The following is a 19,083-nucleotide window of genomic DNA, read 5'->3' as shown; positions in this document are numbered from 1 at the left end:
GTAACCGGCCTTGCGCGCGTCTTTTCTTTTATCAAAAATTCAGGGAGTGGAATTCATGGCACTAAACGAGTTAACCGACGTTTCTTATTACGATCTCAACAATCAAATCAACATTCCGGTCAACGGACAAATTCCGCTAAATAAAGACCAGGAAGCACTGGCTGCTTTTTTAACCGAAAATGTGGAACCCAACACCATGCGCTTTGACAGTCTCCGTGACCGGTTTGACTACTTACTGAATAATAATTACATCGAACGCGCCTTTTTTGAACAGTACGAGTTTGCCTTCGTTGAACGGCTCTACACCTACTTAGCAGAACAAGATTTTCACTTTAAAACGTTTATGGCTGCGTACAAATTCTACGCACAGTACGCATTGCGCACAAATGATAACCAGCTTTACCTTGAACGCTTTGCCGATCGTGTTGCCATGAACGCCCTGTTTTTTGCCGATGGTGACGAAGATCTCGCCATGGCCTTAGCCGATGAAATCATTCACCAACGTTACCAACCTGCTACTCCCAGTTTTCTTAACGCTGGCCGGGCCCGCCGTGGCGAATTGGTGTCCTGTTTTGTGCTTCAAATGACAGACGACATGAATGCCATTGGCCGTGGCATCAACTCTGCGCTTCAATTATCACGGATTGGTGGTGGGGTCGGGATCAACCTCTCCAACCTGCGTGAGGCCGGTGCACCAATTAAAGGCATTGCAAACGCCGCTTCCGGTGTCGTTCCCGTAATGAAGTTACTGGAGGACTCCTTCTCTTACTCAAACCAACTTGGCCAACGTCAAGGAGCCGGTGTCGTGTACTTATCCGTTTTCCATCCTGATATTGTCGCCTTTTTGAGTGCCAAAAAGGAAAATGCGGATGAAAAGATCCGGGTCAAGACCCTTTCACTTGGGATCACGATTCCCGACAAGTTTTATGAACTAGTCGCAGCAGATGCCGACATGTACCTCTTTTCACCACAAAGCGTGGAAAAAGTTTACGGCACCCCATTCTCCTACGTGGACATTACAAAAGAATATGACAACCTGGTGGCCAACCCTGCGATCGCCAAAAAAAAGATCCGGGCCCGCACATTAGAAACTGAAATCAGCAAGCTCCAACAAGAATCTGGTTATCCTTATGTTGTGAACATTGATACCGCCAACCTCAACAACCCAATTGCCGGTAAAATCATCATGAGTAATTTATGTTCAGAAATCCTCCAGGTGATGACACCCTCAAAGATCAACAATCGCCAAGAATATGATGTGTTGGGTAAAGATGTTAGTTGTAACCTTGGGTCGACAAACATCGTTAACTTGATGGCATCCCCTAACTTTGGACATTCCGTTGACGCCATGGTTCGTGCATTGACCTACGTAACCGACCACAGTAACATTGATGTTGTGCCAAGTGTGCAACATGGTAACGAAGAAAGCCACGCCATCGGTCTTGGTGCCATGGGATTGCACGCTTACTTTGCCAAGAATCACATGCATTATGGGGACGCTGATTCCTTAGACTTCACTAAAGTGTACTTCATGTTGCTGAATTACTGGTCATTAAAAGCCTCTAACGACATTGCTCGTGAACGCCACCAAACGTTTGTCGGGTTTGAAAACTCAACTTACGCGAGTGGCGCCTACTTTGACAAGTACACCACTAAGAATTGGGCCCCAACTAGTGCCAAAGTCGCTGAACAATTCGCCGGCATCTTCATTCCGACTAAGGAAGATTGGGCTGCGTTGAAGGCTGCTGTTATGGCCGATGGGTTGTATCACCAAAACCGGATGGCCATTGCGCCTAACGGATCGATCTCCTACATTAATGACACAACGGCAAGTTTGAACCCCATCGTTAACCGGATCGAAGAACGGCAAGAAAAGAAGATCGGAAAGATTTATTATCCAGCACCATACCTTTCAAACGACACCCTGCCTTATTATCAATCGGCCTACGACATTGATATGCGGAAAGTGGTTGATGTGTACGCAACGGCTCAAGAACACATTGATCAAGGGATGGCACTCACCTTCTTCATGCGGTCAACACTTCCTGAAGGACTGTACGAATGGAAAGATGGCCGTACGAACAAGATGACGACCCGTGATCTCAACATCCTGCGTTACTATGCATGGAAAAAGGGCTGTAAGTCTGTGTATTACGTCCGCACGTTTACAGATAATGATGGCGAAGTGGGCGCGAACGAATGTGAAAGCTGCAGTATTTAGGCCAGGAGGACAACATAATGGACAATGGCAACTACAAAGCCATCAATTGGAACCAGGTTTCCGATGAAATCGATAAAGCAACATGGGAAAAATTAACGGAGCAATTCTGGCTTGATACCCGGATCCCCGTTTCAAACGACCTCGATGACTGGCGCACTTTGGATGACGACCACAAATGGGTCGTTGGTCACGTCTTTGGTGGGTTGACCCTTTTAGACACCTTACAGTCACAGGACGGGATGGCGGCGCTTCGGCAGGATGTTCGGACAACCCACGAAACTGCTGTGTTGAATAACATTCAGTTCATGGAATCTGTGCACGCCAAAAGTTACTCCACCATCTTCGAGACCCTGAACACACCGGATGAAATTGACGAAATTTTTGACTGGAGTGATTCTGAGGACCTCCTGCAAAACAAGGCGAAGCGGATCTACACGCTGTACCATGACGATAGTAGCCCGCTAAAAAAGAAGATCTCAAGCGTCTTCCTAGAGACCTTCTTGTTCTACTCCGGTTTCTACACGCCCCTATACTACCTTGGTCACAACAAGCTGAACAACGTTGCAGAAATTATTAAACTGATTTTGCGGGATGAATCTGTCCACGGCACGTACATCGGTTACAAGTTCCAGCTGGCCATGAAGCAGCTTACTGAAAATGAACAACAAGGTTTAAAGGATTGGATGTACGACTTTCTTTATTACCTGTACGAAAACGAGGAGAAATACACCCACCTCGTTTACGACCGGGTTGGCTGGTCTGATGACGTTCTGAAGTTCATCCGCTATAACGCAAACAAAGCGCTGATGAACCTGGGCCAAGATCCCCTCTTCCCAGATACAGCCGACGATGTGAACCCTGTCGTTATGAACGGGATTTCCACCTCAACCTCAAACCATGACTTCTTCAGTCAGGTTGGTAACGGCTACCGCCTCGGAAACGTTGAAGCCATGAGCAACGACGATTACCAAATCGGTGGCCCAAAGAAGGCTTAACCACTTAACAACTAACCATTCAAAAAGCGACTGCTCCCCCTTTATCAGGGTGGGCAGTCGCTTTCGTTTACGCAGAATCAGCTGATAGCGGCCGTGGTATACTTAAGTGGATAACTCACAGGAGGCACCATTCATGACAGAAATCAATTCACTATGTGTTTTTTGCGGGTCCATGCCCGGTGACAACCCAGAGTATGCCGTTCAGGCCGCCTTGCTTGGTGGTTACCTGGCCGACCATAACATCCAACTCGTTTACGGTGGGTCCTCTGACGGCCTCATGGGGACCGTTGCGAATGCCACCATTGATGCCGGTGGTCAAGTGACCGGGATCATGCCCCGCTTTCTTAAGGAAATCAGTACTGAAAGCCACCACCTCACCCATTTAGTTGAGGTCCACACCATGGATGAACGTAAGGAACAAATGTTGGCCCGTTCCGATGCTTTCATTGTTTTGCCTGGTGGTTTTGGCACGTTTGAAGAACTGGGCACCATGCTTTCATGGAGTAAGATCGACATCCACACAAAGCCCATTGCCCTCTTCAACATTGATCATTTCTATGATTCACTGTGGCAGTGGTTCGTGGACGCTGCAGAGGTTGACTTTCTCCCCGTCAGTGACCTTGATTTAATGGTCAACGCAACGTCCATTGACCAGATTTTCGACTACTTTAAGACATTTAAACACGTGACGACGATGCCACATGCGTAAAAAATTTACTTGCTACTCTTTTATGATTAATTTAAAATCCATCCCTCATAACTTGAATTATGAGAGATGGATTTTATTGTGCGTGTATAAAGCGTCCGTTAAATAAACCCTGCCACCCATCTCATGTTCAAGGGTACTTTTACAGTTACGATTCGTCCTAATTTACTAATCAGTTCCGTTTGAATGTCATTAAACGACCACCTAATAAAAAGTAATATTTTTGCTCAACAGCATGAAAATTTGCAATTATATACACTAAAACAGTTAAAAGAACTACTCCAATAAGAATCAAAACATTTATTCCAAATGAATGCACCAGTAAATAATCAGATACATGTCCTATAGTTATTGCAGAACTCAATAACAAGTACAAACCAATTCCACGACCATAAAACAGGATTAATTTACTTTGAGAAATTGAACGAACTTTTTGTTTTACAATTAGTGGTTCCCACCATAGAGAAATCGCCACTACAGATGTCAATGTTCCAATGACAACCGAATTAACGCCTAATGAAGTCGTACTAATTAATAATAGACTTATTCCTAAATTAACTAGTGCCTCTAGTATTGACTTCCACTTTGTTTCCCAATACAGCCCATGCGCTGTAATAAACCCTTGAACTCCATACCTACAAACATTAAAAAACCATATTGTAACCATCAAAAAGACGGTTACTTTTGGCAACAAATAATATTTTCCAATCCATAGAACAACAAAGTATTGTACAACAATTTGGAGAGAGATAGCGCCAACTAACGCAATCCCAAATACCAAGTATAGATATCGAAAAAAAATTGTCTCTTCTTTTTCCATCTTTCTATCAACTGAAAAATTTGCAATACTTGATATAACGGCAGAAAAAGCCTGATTTAAAATGTTTTGTGAACTATTAAAAATTAGCATGTAACTGGTATATTTACCGACAATACTTAGCCCGATAAAAGATGATAAAAGCAGATTGTCCGTACCATTGGATACAACAATTCCAAATCTCGATGCAATTGCTCCAACAACATTAAGCCTAATTTGTGCCAAAGACTCTTTCGAAATTTTTGTTTTAAGGTGTCTATTACGTAAATATGGGAACCATCTAAACGTTTTCCTTGTGAGGGCTAAATTTGAAGTCACCGTAAAGAAGATTTGTAACAGTAAGAAAATAATGTACTGCCTAAACATTGCTAAAAAAGTTATTTGTAAAACAGCCTGCATAAAAGTAAAACCAACACGGTTTAAAGTATCTACATATCCTTGTTGGTTGGCAACTAATAGCGATCTTAAATATGCAAAAAAGTAACTTGCCGCAGAGTTAATAACAAACAAGATAAACATCATCTGTACATGCGGTATTGTTGAACTGTTATTAATAAAATGATCTATAAACAAAGAAAAAAACAATCCCATAAGAAGAATTGCAGTTCCAATGGCATGATATGTTTTCCTAAATAGAGCCATAATGGCTTGAATATTATCAATATCTCCTTTTGCCAGAGGCTCATATAGTGCAAAGGTAATTGCACCTCCTAAACCTAAATCAGCAAAAGATAATAATGTTAATAAATTTGAGAACAACCCATTTGCGCCGACATACTGTGCGCCTAAAAATTTGACAAACGCAGTTTGAGTTGCAAATTGAGTAATTAATACTATTATTTGTCCCCAAAAAGCAATCGTTGAATTCTTTATTGAATTTTGTGTTCTTGATTTCAAAATAGCTTATACTCCATATAACCTTAAAATTTCTCGTCGAAAGCGTTCCTTTGAGAATTCAGATTTTTCAACCATATTATTACTATCTACTCGATTCCAAATTAAATGCTCTTGCTTAATTCTTTGAATTTCTTTAATCCATTTTTCTTCCGTCTGATCAAGTCCCATAAAGAACACTTGTCCGGTTATATTCGTTACCTTAGGAATGCCTTCTGATACTAATACTGGTAATCCAGAAGCCTGCGCCTCAATAACACTAATAGATAAACCTTCGGAATAAGACGTAAGCAAAAATAAATCTGCAGCAAAAAGGAATTTTTGAACATCCTTTTGTTCACCTAAAAGAACAACCTTCTCTTGTAAACCATTTTCCTTTATTAAAGCACTCAAATTTTCTCTTTCGGGACCTTCGCCAACAATTAATAATTTTTGTAGTACATTCTGATTTGCATTCGCCATGATCGAAATTAACCACTGAATATTTTTAATTGGCATTAACCGAGCAACCACAATTCCTACATAGTCGTTTTCCTTCAATTCCAGAGAAACTCGCATTTGAGTTCTTTCTCTATCGTCAAAACAATATTTATCTGTCGAAATACCGTTAACGATAACTTTTACTTTTTTTGCTAATTCAGTTCCAAAGACCTTTTCAGCAGCCTCATCACTAACCGATACTAATTGAATTTCGGGATGTTTAAGTAAATAATAACGTGCAATATTTTTATTTATACTTGTTAACAATTTCTCAAAATAGCTATACCCAGACGGTGCAGTATTATGAACCTGATAAACAACACTAACTCCTTGTTTAAGTGCTGCCCGCGCCATATACACAGTATTTAACGTTGTCGCATTAATATGAAGAACATCAAAATTATGACCTCGTAAAAACTCACTAAATATTTTTGATCGACGTAAAGCATTTTTCAGTCCAAAAATATTTTTAAGCTTATATACAGGGATGTTGAACGCATTCCAATGTGACTCTTTGACCACAGTATCGTTTGTCGCCGATAAAATAGCCCATTCAATGTTGTCTTTATTGTTGTCTATTAAGGTATCTATAAATGATTCAGTGCCACCTAATTGATGGCCCATGCCTGTAAGAAGCACTTTTTTCATTGTTTTTATACTTTTCTTTCTTTACGTTGAAATAGCGATTTTAGACCAATTCCCAGTGCCACAACAGCAACCGGTGATTGATAAAAAGATAATATTAAGCTTTCTGAAAAACCTAATATTACAAATATAATCCCGACAATTGCTAAGCCACTATTTTTCTTCATATATATGTATATATAGAGAGAAAAGGTAACCAAGCATAGTATTGATAGGAACCATCCAATGCTTAGCGGATAGGCCACGTAGGCTCCATCGAATGTTGATGCTGAAAAAACGTTCATATTGATTTGCTTCATACTTAATTGTTTATATGCCGGTAACCAATGCGCCGGATAAGTGATTAAATAATAGTTCCAAATAAAAACTCGGTTTGTTAAGAAGTGGTTGACTTTAAGGCTGAAGGCCGTTGTTCCAAAATCATTGGCCAATGAAAAAGCGGTATATCCTAATATAAATGGCAAGATCGAAAAAGGTGCTCGCACAAGCTTGTTTTTAAAAAGTGCCGGCTTAACTCTATCTACAGAAACCAACAAAGCAAAAGCAATCATAACTCCTACAATCGTCTTATCACCAAACAGCAAGTATTCAACCATTAACCCTATTCCATATGTTATCCAGTACAAAAAATGTACACGTTTTGGGTTTACAGCTGCATATTCAATTAATAATATTCCGATATAAAAGCCGGTTGTATTAACGTTTCGGAACCCTAATGTTAACGCCCCACCTAACGAATCATGAAGTGGCAACACCGATGTTAAGCTTAATAATATAACTATTGCAACCGCAGTAATTGTAGCCCAATAGTAAACTTCAAATATTTTTTCGGGATTGTATAACAAAGCAATAATCGCAAACAAAAAAGTTGTTCCAACAGTCAAATTTCCAAACCAGATTAAATAGATTCCTAGGAATACTAAAATAAAGGCAGGAATCATTATTTCAATTTTGGATACATATCTCAACAAATTAATTACTACAACTACCATTAATAAAGCAATTAAACTATAGCCAACATACTTTCCAACATCTCCAGAAAATCGTTCACGCCATGAACTATTAAAGAATACTTGATAAAAAACATTAGTCCAAAGTAACACCATCACAGGGTTAATATTGATTTTTCCTTTTTGAACTCCGTCGTGCATAACTTAAGGTACCTCTTATTCATTTTTCATATTTACTTTTTTCAAAAAGGTGCTTCTCAAACGCTAACGTAATACTTGAAATGGCCGTTGTATATTCATCACTAGTTAAATTATCAGCATCATTTATATTAATCAAAGCATGTTTCCCATTTAAGATATCTTTTTCAATCTGCTGATATTCATTTAATGCATAATGTTGGCCAAACTTAATGGCTCGTGGCGCGAACTTGCCCATAAGCATTGCATAATAACGGTATATCCAAATTGAAAAATCAGAAGTTGATCGAAAGCGGTTTTCTTTAGTGTTTTCAATAATCTCTGGGTAGCGTCTATTCAAGTCATTTATTTGAGACTTTTTAAATGAAATTGGCGTGTGCGGATCGCAAAAGCGCGAAAACCGTGGGATCCACATTAACAACAAGGACACAAAGTTCCATTTTCCATATTTAATATTAAACAGTAATCGCCAATTTTCTTTTAAAAACGCCTTTTTCTTAAAGGCGTCATTAATTACCGCCATATTATTCACATAAGTATGATCAAATATTCCCGTAGGCATGATCACATTCAAGCCTAATATATCTCTGGCATTGCCATTATCATCAAAAAAGTCGGTAATGTTAGTAGCTTTATTTAAAAACATATCATCATTGAAATAAACAAAATGTTCCGAAAGATTTGGGATTTTCGCTAAAAATAAATCAATTACATTCGAATTAAACGTCGGCAAGACATCGGCATCAATTATTTCTTTATGATCAATGATAGTTACGCCTTCATAATCTTCCTTTAAAAAATCCGGCACTTGGCAATCAGTAACTACATAGACATGATGTACCCAAGGGGCATACTTTTGTATGGACCGAAACAAGTACTTTAAAGTCCCGTAATCCCTATACCGAATTGTGCTTTCTGGATCTTTGTTACGTTGAGAATATTTATTGTACTTTTTCTGCCACTCTTGATCATTTTGATTGACCCAAGTAATAACAAAATCTACAGGAAAATCCATACTATACCTCATTCAAAACCACGTTCTACATCAGCAAATATTTCTGATTCATATTGGTTATCTTTTTTTACATTTGTGCTTAAGGGATTTATCAACTCATTATTATATTTTCCGTCAATCCGAATCTTCTTAAATCTGTTCTTCATTAAATATTCGTATTGCAAATCAAAATGACCAATATCAACTGCTTGAAGGCCTTCATTGCTAAATCTTGCTGCTAAGACTGTTGCAGTAGGCCCCAATGCCAATAATATTAATGGATTATCTAAACACTCACTTACATTGCTTACTTGTTTTTCGATTTCATCAATAACTGAAAAGGCGTTTATAACGGGGCAAATAATTCGTTCAACTTTAAGTGCTCCGTCTAAAAGATCATTTCCCACACCAAATTTAGTACCTTTTCCTTCGACAATAACGACGTTTCGTCCTGCCCAAATGCTTTTTGTTAATTCAACATGTTTCCGAACATATTCATGATTAGATAGTTCGGAAACCGTTCTACTAAAGTTTGTATCTAGGTACTCATTATTGTTAAAGGCCCTAGCTAAAGCAAATCCATTTTTCACAGTGTAATTCCACCAAAAAAATTTAACCGAAGGCTTGTCTAAACGGGTATTAACCAACGCATGAGGGAGTGCTAATCGTAGTTTTCCATTTTTTGTATGTCTCATATTTTCGGCCAAATCTATTAGCTCTTTTGACAGTTCCGCATCATATTCTTGGAAATTAATGCCATGTTTTCTAAACATTAAATTAAATTCACCATCACCAAAACGTGCTACAGAAAGTCCTTCGTCTCTGATGCTTTCAGCAGTTTCCATTGGCAATAAAATTTTGAAATGAAAATGTTTTTTTGAATTAAGTAAAATGGATACATCATTACTCGAACATTTTTAATTAATTCTACAAGCTTGAGTTTCCTAAAATTCATAATTACAAGTTCCTATTCCTTACTTTGCTAATAAAAAAGTCCCGTGGAGTGTCTTTGACATGATTTCAAAGCATTTAAATTACCGCATCCTTGATATCCATAACGCGTTACAATAATCGTCGATGAAAATATTTACACGTAACTTTAAATCCTTTTGCTGATTTGAGTTGCTAAATACCTTGTAAAACAGAAAAGAGATTTTACAAGACCAAGATTTAAATACCCTTTGTATATTTTAAAAGTCCAATACGCAGATTTAAATTTATTTGAAGTATGTGAACCATGCACCAAATAGTTTGCCTGCGGATCATGTGAATAGTTATTAAAAATGACGTCTCTATCTCTAGCAAGGGTTAACCACAAAGCGTAATCCTCATGAGAAACTTGAGGGAAAACGATTGCCTCCTTTGGAATGCGCTTAGAATCTAGCATAACGGTTAACATCCCAATTGGATTACCACCTAGAAGCTCTTTAAAACCATAGGCGTCTCTTTTCGCATCCACTTTTTCCTTAGCTGTTACTTGTCCATTACTTTTCAAGCGAATATAGGCTGAAAAAGATGCGCTCACATTTAAACGCTGCATCTGTCGAACTTGTAATGTTAGTTTTGTCTTATTCCATGTATCATCACTATCCAGGAAAGCAATGTATCGACCATCAGAAGCCTTAATGGCAACATTTCTTGCTTCAGCTATTCCAGCATTTGTCTTTAACCGAATGTATTTCACCCGTGGCTCATTTAGGTAATGTCGAACAATAGTCTCAGTTTGATCTGTCGAGGCGTCATCTACGATTATTAGTTCTGTATTTGAATATAATTGATTAAGAACCGATATAATTGACTTTTCAATCGTCCCTTCAGCATTATATGCAGGCATAATTACTGAGACTAACTCATTTTTGTCTTTCATTTTAACCTTTCAAAATAGTTGTCTGAAATCTATTAATATATACCGATTGCTCATGCTAAGGGCCATCGAATCAAAAAAGTGGGACCCGATTTCTGGTTCCACTAACAAACCTCTTTATAAAACACTTATCTAGCACCATCGCCTGTAAGAACCACACGAATTGTATCAAATATTATTTCAAAATCCATTTTCAGACTGAAATGATTTATATAATGTTCATCTAAATTTGCTTTTTCACCAGGTGTTACATCATAGCCTCCATGTACCTGTGCATAGCCGCTAAGACCTGGCATAACTCGTAGTCGTTGTTCGAAATTTTTGTATTGTTCACTGAACTCTTGAGTGAGTTCCGGTCTCTCAGGACGCGGACCAATAAAACTCATATCTCCCTTGATTACATTCCAGATTTGTGGGAGTTCATCTATCCGCATCTTCAGCCATTGATCGCAATTTTGTTATTTTAATTAAGCGCCCCATGTAACCCACACGCTGCTGAGAGTAAAAGGCACCACCCTTAGAATCAATTTTTACAAATAAGGCAAAAAGCAAAATTATTGGTAATACAACAATGCCCAAAATTAAAGCAAACAGAACGTCAAAAACTCGCTTAACTCTAGAGTATCGCGATTGAATTGGAGAACCAATTTTCTCAACGAAGGGAAGACTGCTCAAGTCATCTGTCTTTTTAAAAGTATTTTCTGAAATTTGCAAGTTAATTCCTCACTCTCACTTTTCCTAAAGAGATTTCCAATATTTATTTAGACCTTCGCTAATTACAACTTTGGGAACAAAACCGAGTTTGCATATCTTATCTATATTTGCTACCGAGTGCTTTACATCACCCGCCCGTTCTGGCATTTTTTGTACATCAATCGTCAGACCGGTAACGTCCTCCATGGTCTTAATAACATTTTTCAAAGACGTCTCGCTTCCAGTTGCGATGTTATAAACATCGCCCCTTACATCAGATTCAAAAGTCAGTAGATTTAGCGCGTCAACAACATCATCTATATACACAAAATCGCGAGACTGTTCACCATCGCCAAAGATACTAAAGGTCTTATTTTCTTTCATTGCGCTCGTCAAAATGGACAGAACGCCAGAATAAGGTGAGTTAGGATTCTGCTTTGGTCCGTAAACATTAAAAAATCTAACCGCAACCGCATTTATGCTATATAACTTTGCGTAGGAAATCATAAATCTTTCCGCCGAAAATTTATCAATTGCATAAGGTGTCATGGGTCTAATGGGCGAATTTTCTTGCTTTGGTAACTCAGGATCATTTCCATATACCGCAGCTGAAGAAGAAAACAAAACTTTTTCCGGTGCTAAATGGTTTTTTCGAATTGTTTCTAGAATAAAGATATCGGCTTCTTGATTAATTTCATGAGTTTGAAAGGGACGTTCAACTGAATCTGCAACACTTGCCACAGCCGCCAATAAGAAAATGTAATCGAATTTCTCATTAATTAGTAGTTCCGCCATAAATGCTTCATCCGTAATGGAATGCTCGTAAAATGTGATGTTGCTTAAATCCGCAAGATTCGATCTCAATCCCATTGACAAATCATCCACGATTACAACGTCGTCCCCGTTTTCAACCAGACGATGCGCTAAATTGGAACCAATAAAGCCAGCGCCGCCAGTGATCAAAACTTTACTCATAAAATTTTCCCTCTCTCATTCGAAATGAATTAACCCCATTGAAATTTGAATCCTCACTGCAATATATGTAACTAATACCCAAGCCATTTTAATAAATTGTTTTTGAAAAAATCACATTATCAGTCTATCAAAAAAATCGCATCATAATTATTACCGTTTAGGAACAATTCGCCTTTTAACTTTTATCTAAAGTTATTTCTTGATTATTTTAAGCTTAATAAAGTGACATTGATACATTAATCAAATGAATAATAATTCAACAAACCCTAATATAATTTCCTCCAGAAAATGTCTTTATGCTTAGAAATGCCGTAAAAAAGGCAAATGTATCCATTGCGTAAGAATCTTCACTCACTGGTTTGAGTTATTATTCATTTATTTCTTTTCGTTAAACCAGTTATGCTTTAACTCAGTTTTCTATTAATAACTAAACAAATAGCGAATATCTATTAGTTATTTGTATTAACTTATTTTACTTTCAAGCGCACAAAAAAACAACACGCAAATAATTGGTGTTGTTTTTTCTACGCGATTGAGCTTACCTGACCGAACCAGGCTTTTCAACATTCCGCTTTAAGAGCAAAATTTCTTTGGCCTTTTTCGAACGTTTTTCATTCACTACAAACGTTATTTGCATCATGGTAAAGATAAGTGAGCTCCGGCGCCGGTACGCGATGTACTTGGGGTGCCAACTGGTTACGTATTTGTCTTTATAGTTACGGAGCCCCTGGAAACCATAAAAGCGGTAACCGTACTCATAAATTAGGTGGGCAATCCGTTCCTCAATAAAGCTAAACCGGGAGACACCGACGTTAGATAACGGCGCCATCCCCATGTTGAATTCTTGGAACCCGTCGGCAGCATTCTGTTGCAAAAGGTGAATGAACATTACGTCCATGGTCCCTGATGGTGCCGTCTTGGCGTAACGCATCAGGTCAATGGACGCGACCGCCGTCTGCGTTGGCATATCGGTGGTAAACGCCACGATGTGTTGCTCCGCGTCCTTTAACACATAAATGGCCGCTTGGTTTAAGTAGTACTCATCAAAAAAGCCAAGGGAGAAGCCACTTTCGTTTTGTCCATCCAACCAATCATCCGAAATGGCCCGTAACTCCGCAATCGTTGCCGCAGAAAACGGTGGCTTTAGTGTTTCAAAGGTAAAACCATCGCGATCAAACTTACTCATCAAGTTTCGATCTGACTTTCGTTTCTTCCCTTCCATACTAAACGACGGCAGGTTGACGTAACCTTCTTCACCAAACTTAAAGAAGTCGTACCCCATTTCGTGTAAGCACATGGTTAGGTCTTCATCGATCTCGTAGAAGACAATCGAGTAGCCCTCCTTGTCAGCGACGTTCATAAACGCACTAATTGCTGCATCCCGATACTGTTGATCCCCAACCGGTTCGCCCATCACGATCAGGCGATCAGCCTTTTTCCGGTACATAAAGAAGATTTTGTCTTCCCCATCGACTTGATAAAAGTACAGGAGCTTATCCTTCAGGTACGCGAGGTGGCTCACCTCATTTCCACCATACCGATTCATCACGTTGGCGACCCGCTTTTCATCAAACGGCATCTGGAAGATGGATGACTTTCCGTTGTGTAAATACCAGTAAACGGCGGTCAAAATCAGCATCGCGATCGCAATGGCAATCAGCCCGCTCAGCCACATTCGTTCGGTAGGAAACAGCGCGGCCCGTGGCACATGGTGTAAGCGTTGATAATTCGGTGTGTTATACACTCCAACAATTATATAGGTCACAAAGATTCCCACAAAGCTGATGCCATCAACGAGCATGGCCCCCCAGGAATACTCAAAGTGCTCCCGGTAGAATTCCTTGTGCGATAACCACAGGGCAAGCAACACCAGCACGAGGAACACACTCATCTTAATTGAGGGGTCTTTCCACAGCGTATTGAGCGCTGCCATGATCAATACCACAGTCGTCGGCCAAAACGCTCGTTTAACCCGGGAATTAACCCCGCGCGCCAGCCCAATCAACAGAAAGCCCATGATGATGTTTGTTGTCTGGTTTGCAAAGTAAACGACGTACCCATAGAACGCCCCATAAATCTTGTTATACTCCTGCAAATGCGGGAACGTGGAAATCAGAATGATCATGACTCCAGAAAACCACAGGAAGACCGTCAAGAAGATGTGGGCCATCCGCCGGAACAGTTGCATCGGGAGGCCTTCAAACGCGTTGTTGATCTTGACGCCAGTGTCCTGAATGAAGAAAAAGACGCCGACCAAAAATGGCAAGATGTAATAGAAAATTCGGTACAACAGTAACCAAACCAGCGCGTCTGCCTTCCCCACACCAATGAAGCCAAGGCCCGTTATCATAAACGTATCAAATGAACCGAGGCCACCAGGAATCATCGAAACGACCCCTGCGACGGACGCCACGGCAAACATTGGCAAGACAGCAGCCAGGTCAACATGAATGCCCATTAACGCACCGATAAGGATGAAGAACAACGCACAGCCGATCCATTCGAAGCTTGAGCCAGCCATCAGTGATAGCTGGCGCCGGATGGTCAAATCGTTAAAGAATTCAGCGTCAGTAAAGTGGGTGACCAGCATGATGACGGGGAAATAAAGGGCCCCGCCAGCAAGCCAGATCCAGTACCGGGCAAAGACCAGCCCAAAATGGAACACGAAGATTTGAATGAGTGAAATCCAACAGACGAGTGACAAGCCCGTTACTAAAAAGAGGGCAATCTTGGAGATGGCAAACAGAATTTCCTTCCGTGTTGCCCCCTTACTGTAAAAGTTCGCCCGTAAGCTCGCGCCAAGGAGGCCCCCGAACCCGGCAATGTTAGTGAATGTGTTAACGGTCCACCCCGACCGAATCACATACCCCCGTTTAAACGTACCTGGTAAAAACTTAACGATATTAAAATCGTAATTTAGCATTGGTGTCACCGCAATGAACCCCACCACTAACATGATGAGTAACGTTGTCGGTGTCTGTTGCGCAAACGTCTCAGCGACCTGATCGCCACTAATCTGTTGAAGATCCCGTCCCACTTCATGGATAACATAGAGCAGCACGGAAAAGACAAACAGTAATCGTAATAGCGTCATGTGGCGATTAATTGCCGCCCACATGTTGCGTAAAATGTGCATAATTGTTCCCCCTGTTAAAATCTTCTCTAGTTTACCATGTTCCACTAATTCAGGTGGTCGATTGCGTTCTTTTTAAACAATCCCTTACATGCACGCCCACTTTGCCATTTTTACACGTTGCTCATTGAAACCACAAAAAAAGCAGTCCCACAATGGGGACTGCTTTTTAAAACGGTCTCTAAATTACTTCAAAGTAACTGAAGCGCCGGCTTCTTCCAACTTAGCCTTCAAGTCGTTGGCTTCGTCTTCTGACAAGCCTTCCTTAACGTTCTTAGGAGCGCCATCAACTAAGTCCTTGGCATCCTTCAAACCTAAACCAGTTGCTTCACGGACAGCCTTGATAACCTTGATCTTAGCTGAACCAGCACTAGTCAATTCAACGTCGAATTCAGTCTTGGCAGCGGCGTCTCCACCAGCAGCACCAGCAGCGGCAACAGGAGCAGCTGCGCTAACACCAAATTCTTCTTCGATTGCTTTAACCAAGTCGTTTAATTCAACGATGGTTGCTTCTTTTAATTGATCAACAATGCTTTGAGTATCTAAAGCCATGATTGTATTCCTCCAATATTGGGTTTTACCGGTCACGCCGGTTAATGTTAGTAGTTACGATTTAAGCTACATTAAGCAGCAGGTTCGTCGTCCTTATTGTCGGCAACTTGCTTAACAGCAAATGCGAAGCTGCGAATTGGTGATTGCAATTCGGAAGCAAGCATTGAAAGCAGGTCTTCGCGACTTGGTAACGTTGCGTAAGTGTTGATTTCATCAACAGAGACAACCTTACCTTCCATCATTCCACCCTTGATTTCAAGGACATCGTGATCCTTAGCAAACTTGGCTAAGATCCGCGCTGCAGCGATGGCGTCTTCACCGTTACCAAAGGCAACAGCGGTTGGGCCAGCGAATGTTGGGTTTAAGTCAGCAACACCAGCTTTATCAGCGGCACGAGTTAAGATCTTGTTCTTGATAACTTCCATAGCAACGTCTGCGTCACGTAATTGCTTACGCAAATCCGTAACTTCTTCAACCGTTAAACCACGGTAGTCAACAACAACGACAGAGTTGGCGTCAGTCAACTTTTTAGCGACTTCGTCAACGATGGCAGCTTTAACTGCAATTGTTTCTTTACTCACGTTTTACACCTCCATGATTGATTTTTTACCTAAAAAATCCCGTTGTCCTAAGTCTAAGACAACGGGCTCAAAGTCATTCACACGAATTGCTTTGCCTCGGCAGGATATTAAGGTCGAAACCACCTGAGTCTTAGGTAAATTAAATTACTTGACTATCTTAGCAAAGCAACGTCAATCCGTCAACGGCTAATTAGAAACTAGCAACGTCAACTGTTACGGCTGGGCCGAACGTTGAAGCGATTGACAAGTGCTGAACGTACGTGCCACGAACTGCGGCTGGACGTGCGCGAACAACGACTTCTTCGATAGCCTTAAAGTTACCGACCAATTGGTCTTCACTAAATGAAACCTTACCAATTTGAACGTGAACGTTTCCGTCACGGTCAGTCCGGTAAGTCACTTGGCCACCCTTTGCATCCTTAACGGCTTGGGTAACGTTCATCGTTACAGTCCCCGTCTTAGGGTTAGGCATCAAGCCCTTAGGTCCTAATTGGCGACCCAAACGACCAACCTTGGCCATCATGTCAGGCGTTGCAATGGCAACGTCAAAGTCTAACCAACCATCGGAAATGCGTTGAACCAAATCGTCGTCACCGACTTCATCAGCACCGGCATCCTTAGCGGCTTGTGCTTGTTCACCACGTGCAAAAACGATTACACGTTGTGTCTTACCAGTTCCGTTAGGCAAAACCATTGCCCCACGTAACTGTTGGTCTGCTTGCTTGGTGTCCAAGTTGAGGTTGAAAGCAACTTCAACCGTAGCATCGAACTTCGCGAAGTCGATCTTCTTCACCAAGGCAACAGCGTCTTCTACACCGTAAGCTTTTGTCTTGTCGACTTGCTTAGCGGCGTCTTGGTACTTCTTGCCCTTTTTTGTGGCCATTGTGTTTTCCTCCTTGCAAATGTGGTATGACGATAGCACCAACCATTACTGGCCGTCCTACCTTCCACCTGATACATTCAGCTTTTGCTGAGTATCCGTACTCAAACAGATGTGGCTTAGCCTTCTACAGTAAAGCCCATGCTCCGTGCGGTACCTTCGACCATGCGCATTGCGGCTTCGACGTCGGCAGCGTTTAGATCTTGCATCTTAGTCTTGGCGATTTCTTCAACTTGCGCCTTGGTTACAGTAGCAACCTTCTTCGTGTTGGGTTCGCCAGAACCGTGTTCAACACCAGCAGCCTTCTTCAATAAAACAGAAGCTGGCGGTGTCTTTGTAATGAAGTCGAATGAACGATCCTCATAAACAGTGATCACAACTGGAATCAACAAGCCTGCTTGGTCAGCAGTCCGTGCATTGAATTCCTTTGTGAATCCCATGATGTTAATCCCTGCTTGACCTAAAGCAGGACCAACCGGCGGAGCAGGTGTTGCTTTACCGGCAGGAATTTGTAACTTAACAACATTAGCTACTTTTTTAGCCATGTTCAATTCCTCCTTGATGTGGTAGTTGATGGCGCGCTAAGATTACGCCTCCCACGGTACACTAAATTGCATACCGTAGTAGTTTACCATGTTCAGCTAGGGCTGACAAGGTTTATTGGATTTTATCAATTTGGTTGAAGTCTAATTCAGCTGACGTTTCACGACCAAACATGTCAACGTTAACCTTCAGCTTTTCGTGTTCAGCGTCAACTTCGGTAACTTTCCCTTCCATGTCAGAAAAGGCCCCGTCAACGATCCGGACAGATTCGCCCACTTCAACTTCAAAGTCACTTTGATGACGTGCATCGACACCCATTCGGTTCAAAATCAGGGCAACTTCATCAGGCAATAGTGGCGTTGGCTTTGAACCACCACCATGAGAACCAACGAAACCAGTGACACCAGGCGTGTTCCGAACAATGTACCAGCCTTGATCCGTCATGATCATTTCAACCAAAACGTATCCCGGAAAGTCGTTTTCAACAACAGTCTTGGCCTTACCATCCTTGACTTGTTCACTTTCCTCTTCAGGCACGACAACCCGAAAAATGTAATCTGACATGCCCATGGATTGAACACGTGATTCCAAGTTCGCCTTCACCTTATTTTCATAACCTGAGTACGTGTGCAAAACGTACCATAATTTTTCAGCGGTTTCCGCCATGATGATTTCCTCCAAAACAAAATGAGTTGCAAAATAAAAAAACTCCGTCGCAATAACGAAGTTTTTCTGTTGAGTCAAAGTATAGCAAATTTTCAGTTATATTGCCACTGGTGACGCGATTACGCCAACCAGGTAATGAGGGATTGAACACCCCAGTCGATCAAAGCAAAGAACATTGCAAACGCAACTGAAACTAAGATAACAATGGATGAGTCACGCCGATTTTCCTTTGCTGTTGGCCAGCGCACAACTTTAAGCTCCGCGCCAACACTCTTTAAAAACCGCCATAAATGCAT

General features: G+C 41.0%; 17 protein-coding genes, 1 pseudogene and 1 other annotated feature. Of the genes and pseudogenes, 3 read left to right on the top strand and 15 right to left on the bottom strand.

The window, feature by feature from the left end; genetic code table 11:
- Nucleotides 1-55 precede the first annotated feature (55 nt).
- The 3 genes from nrdE to ACKTR5_RS01570 all read left to right on the top strand — a co-directional run bounded on the left by nrdE (nt 56) and on the right by ACKTR5_RS01570 (nt 3,925).
- Nucleotides 56-2,221: a class 1b ribonucleoside-diphosphate reductase subunit alpha gene (gene nrdE / locus ACKTR5_RS01580; RefSeq protein WP_407878636.1), complete on the top strand. Its 2,166-nt coding sequence runs from the start codon at nt 56-58 to the stop codon at nt 2,219-2,221.
- Between the two features lie 17 nt (nt 2,222-2,238).
- Entirely contained in the window at nt 2,239-3,216 is a 978-nt protein-coding gene (gene nrdF / locus ACKTR5_RS01575; protein WP_407878634.1) for a class 1b ribonucleoside-diphosphate reductase subunit beta, read from the top strand.
- 133 nt (nt 3,217-3,349) lie between these two features.
- Complete coding sequence (locus ACKTR5_RS01570) at nt 3,350-3,925, top strand: LOG family protein (RefSeq protein ID WP_407878633.1); 576 nt, start codon at nt 3,350-3,352, stop codon at nt 3,923-3,925.
- A gap of 169 nt (nt 3,926-4,094) precedes the next feature.
- On the opposite strand, the gene ACKTR5_RS01565 is transcribed toward ACKTR5_RS01570, so the two are convergent.
- The 15 genes and pseudogenes from ACKTR5_RS01565 to secE form a co-directional block, all read right to left on the bottom strand.
- Nucleotides 4,095-5,636 (bottom strand): lipopolysaccharide biosynthesis protein, encoded by a 1,542-nt coding sequence (locus ACKTR5_RS01565; RefSeq protein WP_407878631.1) that lies wholly within the window; start codon nt 5,634-5,636, stop codon nt 4,095-4,097.
- 6 nt (nt 5,637-5,642) lie between these two features.
- Nucleotides 5,643-6,761: a glycosyltransferase gene (locus ACKTR5_RS01560; RefSeq protein WP_407878629.1), complete on the bottom strand. Its 1,119-nt coding sequence runs from the start codon at nt 6,759-6,761 to the stop codon at nt 5,643-5,645.
- A gap of 5 nt (nt 6,762-6,766) precedes the next feature.
- A complete protein-coding gene (locus ACKTR5_RS01555; RefSeq protein ID WP_407878627.1) occupies nt 6,767-7,909 on the bottom strand; it encodes a hypothetical protein in 1,143 nt (380 codons plus the stop codon).
- Nucleotides 7,910-7,928: 19 nt separating this feature from the next.
- Nucleotides 7,929-8,921 (bottom strand): Stealth CR1 domain-containing protein, encoded by a 993-nt coding sequence (locus tag ACKTR5_RS01550; protein WP_407878626.1) that lies wholly within the window; start codon nt 8,919-8,921, stop codon nt 7,929-7,931.
- Nucleotides 8,922-8,929: 8 nt separating this feature from the next.
- Nucleotides 8,930-9,745 (bottom strand): GT-D fold domain-containing glycosyltransferase, encoded by an 816-nt coding sequence (locus ACKTR5_RS01545; protein WP_407878624.1) that lies wholly within the window; start codon nt 9,743-9,745, stop codon nt 8,930-8,932.
- Nucleotides 9,746-9,999: 254 nt separating this feature from the next.
- Entirely contained in the window at nt 10,000-10,767 is a 768-nt protein-coding gene (locus tag ACKTR5_RS01540; RefSeq protein WP_407878622.1) for a glycosyltransferase family 2 protein, read from the bottom strand.
- Between the two features lie 125 nt (nt 10,768-10,892).
- Nucleotides 10,893-11,316 (bottom strand): annotated as a pseudogene (locus ACKTR5_RS01535) (sugar transferase).
- A gap of 186 nt (nt 11,317-11,502) precedes the next feature.
- Nucleotides 11,503-12,432 carry an NAD-dependent epimerase/dehydratase family protein gene (locus ACKTR5_RS01530; protein ID WP_407878621.1) on the bottom strand — a complete coding sequence of 310 codons (930 nt, stop codon included), beginning with the start codon at nt 12,430-12,432 and terminating at the stop codon, nt 11,503-11,505.
- Nucleotides 12,433-12,970: 538 nt separating this feature from the next.
- Entirely contained in the window at nt 12,971-15,568 is a 2,598-nt protein-coding gene (gene mprF / locus ACKTR5_RS01525) for a bifunctional lysylphosphatidylglycerol flippase/synthetase MprF (RefSeq protein ID WP_407878619.1), read from the bottom strand.
- A gap of 183 nt (nt 15,569-15,751) precedes the next feature.
- The gene (rplL, locus tag ACKTR5_RS01520) at nt 15,752-16,117 is read right to left on the bottom strand and encodes a 50S ribosomal protein L7/L12 (RefSeq protein ID WP_407878617.1); all 366 of its coding nucleotides are present in this window, start codon (nt 16,115-16,117) and stop codon (nt 15,752-15,754) included.
- Between the two features lie 71 nt (nt 16,118-16,188).
- Nucleotides 16,189-16,698: a 50S ribosomal protein L10 gene (gene rplJ, locus ACKTR5_RS01515; protein ID WP_407878615.1), complete on the bottom strand. Its 510-nt coding sequence runs from the start codon at nt 16,696-16,698 to the stop codon at nt 16,189-16,191.
- Nucleotides 16,699-16,721: 23 nt separating this feature from the next.
- Nucleotides 16,722-16,851, bottom strand: a sequence feature (ribosomal protein L10 leader region).
- 37 nt (nt 16,852-16,888) lie between these two features.
- Complete coding sequence (rplA, locus tag ACKTR5_RS01510) at nt 16,889-17,581, bottom strand: 50S ribosomal protein L1 (protein WP_407878613.1); 693 nt, start codon at nt 17,579-17,581, stop codon at nt 16,889-16,891.
- Between the two features lie 116 nt (nt 17,582-17,697).
- On the bottom strand, nt 17,698-18,123 hold the full coding sequence (rplK, locus tag ACKTR5_RS01505; RefSeq protein WP_407878612.1) for a 50S ribosomal protein L11: 426 nt from the start codon (nt 18,121-18,123) through the stop codon (nt 17,698-17,700).
- A gap of 112 nt (nt 18,124-18,235) precedes the next feature.
- Nucleotides 18,236-18,787, bottom strand: coding sequence for a transcription termination/antitermination protein NusG (gene nusG / locus ACKTR5_RS01500; protein ID WP_407878610.1), 552 nt, complete (start codon nt 18,785-18,787; stop codon nt 18,236-18,238).
- A 119-nt stretch (nt 18,788-18,906) separates the two neighbouring features.
- A complete protein-coding gene (gene secE, locus ACKTR5_RS01495) occupies nt 18,907-19,083 on the bottom strand; it encodes a preprotein translocase subunit SecE (RefSeq protein ID WP_407878608.1) in 177 nt (58 codons plus the stop codon).

Origin of the sequence: Furfurilactobacillus entadae, from assembly GCF_045862745.1 — a bacterium.
Taxonomy (GTDB): Bacteria; Bacillota; Bacilli; order Lactobacillales; family Lactobacillaceae; genus Furfurilactobacillus; species Furfurilactobacillus entadae.
This window is presented reverse-complemented; position numbering and strand designations above follow the sequence as displayed.

Bases quoted from the DNA above. Each gene is read 5' to 3' on its own strand.
- nrdE (WP_407878636.1), top strand. From the start codon at position 56: ATGGCACTAAACGAGTTAACCGACGTTTCTTATTACGATCTCAACAAT.
- mprF (WP_407878619.1), bottom strand. From the start codon at position 15,568: ATGCACATTTTACGCAACATGTGGGCGGCAATTAATCGCCACATGACG.
- secE (WP_407878608.1), bottom strand. From the start codon at position 19,083: ATGCATTTATGGCGGTTTTTAAAGAGTGTTGGCGCGGAGCTTAAAGTT.
- ACKTR5_RS01550 (WP_407878626.1), bottom strand. From the start codon at position 8,921: ATGGATTTTCCTGTAGATTTTGTTATTACTTGGGTCAATCAAAATGAT.
- rplL (WP_407878617.1), bottom strand. From the start codon at position 16,117: ATGGCTTTAGATACTCAAAGCATTGTTGATCAATTAAAAGAAGCAACC.
- rplK (WP_407878612.1), bottom strand. From the start codon at position 18,123: ATGGCTAAAAAAGTAGCTAATGTTGTTAAGTTACAAATTCCTGCCGGT.
- nrdF (WP_407878634.1), top strand. From the start codon at position 2,239: ATGGACAATGGCAACTACAAAGCCATCAATTGGAACCAGGTTTCCGAT.
- ACKTR5_RS01530 (WP_407878621.1), bottom strand. From the start codon at position 12,432: ATGAGTAAAGTTTTGATCACTGGCGGCGCTGGCTTTATTGGTTCCAAT.
- ACKTR5_RS01555 (WP_407878627.1), bottom strand. From the start codon at position 7,909: ATGCACGACGGAGTTCAAAAAGGAAAAATCAATATTAACCCTGTGATG.
- ACKTR5_RS01545 (WP_407878624.1), bottom strand. From the start codon at position 9,745: ATGGAAACTGCTGAAAGCATCAGAGACGAAGGACTTTCTGTAGCACGT.
- ACKTR5_RS01540 (WP_407878622.1), bottom strand. From the start codon at position 10,767: ATGAAAGACAAAAATGAGTTAGTCTCAGTAATTATGCCTGCATATAAT.
- ACKTR5_RS01570 (WP_407878633.1), top strand. From the start codon at position 3,350: ATGACAGAAATCAATTCACTATGTGTTTTTTGCGGGTCCATGCCCGGT.
- nusG (WP_407878610.1), bottom strand. From the start codon at position 18,787: ATGGCGGAAACCGCTGAAAAATTATGGTACGTTTTGCACACGTACTCA.
- rplA (WP_407878613.1), bottom strand. From the start codon at position 17,581: ATGGCCACAAAAAAGGGCAAGAAGTACCAAGACGCCGCTAAGCAAGTC.
- ACKTR5_RS01560 (WP_407878629.1), bottom strand. From the start codon at position 6,761: ATGAAAAAAGTGCTTCTTACAGGCATGGGCCATCAATTAGGTGGCACT.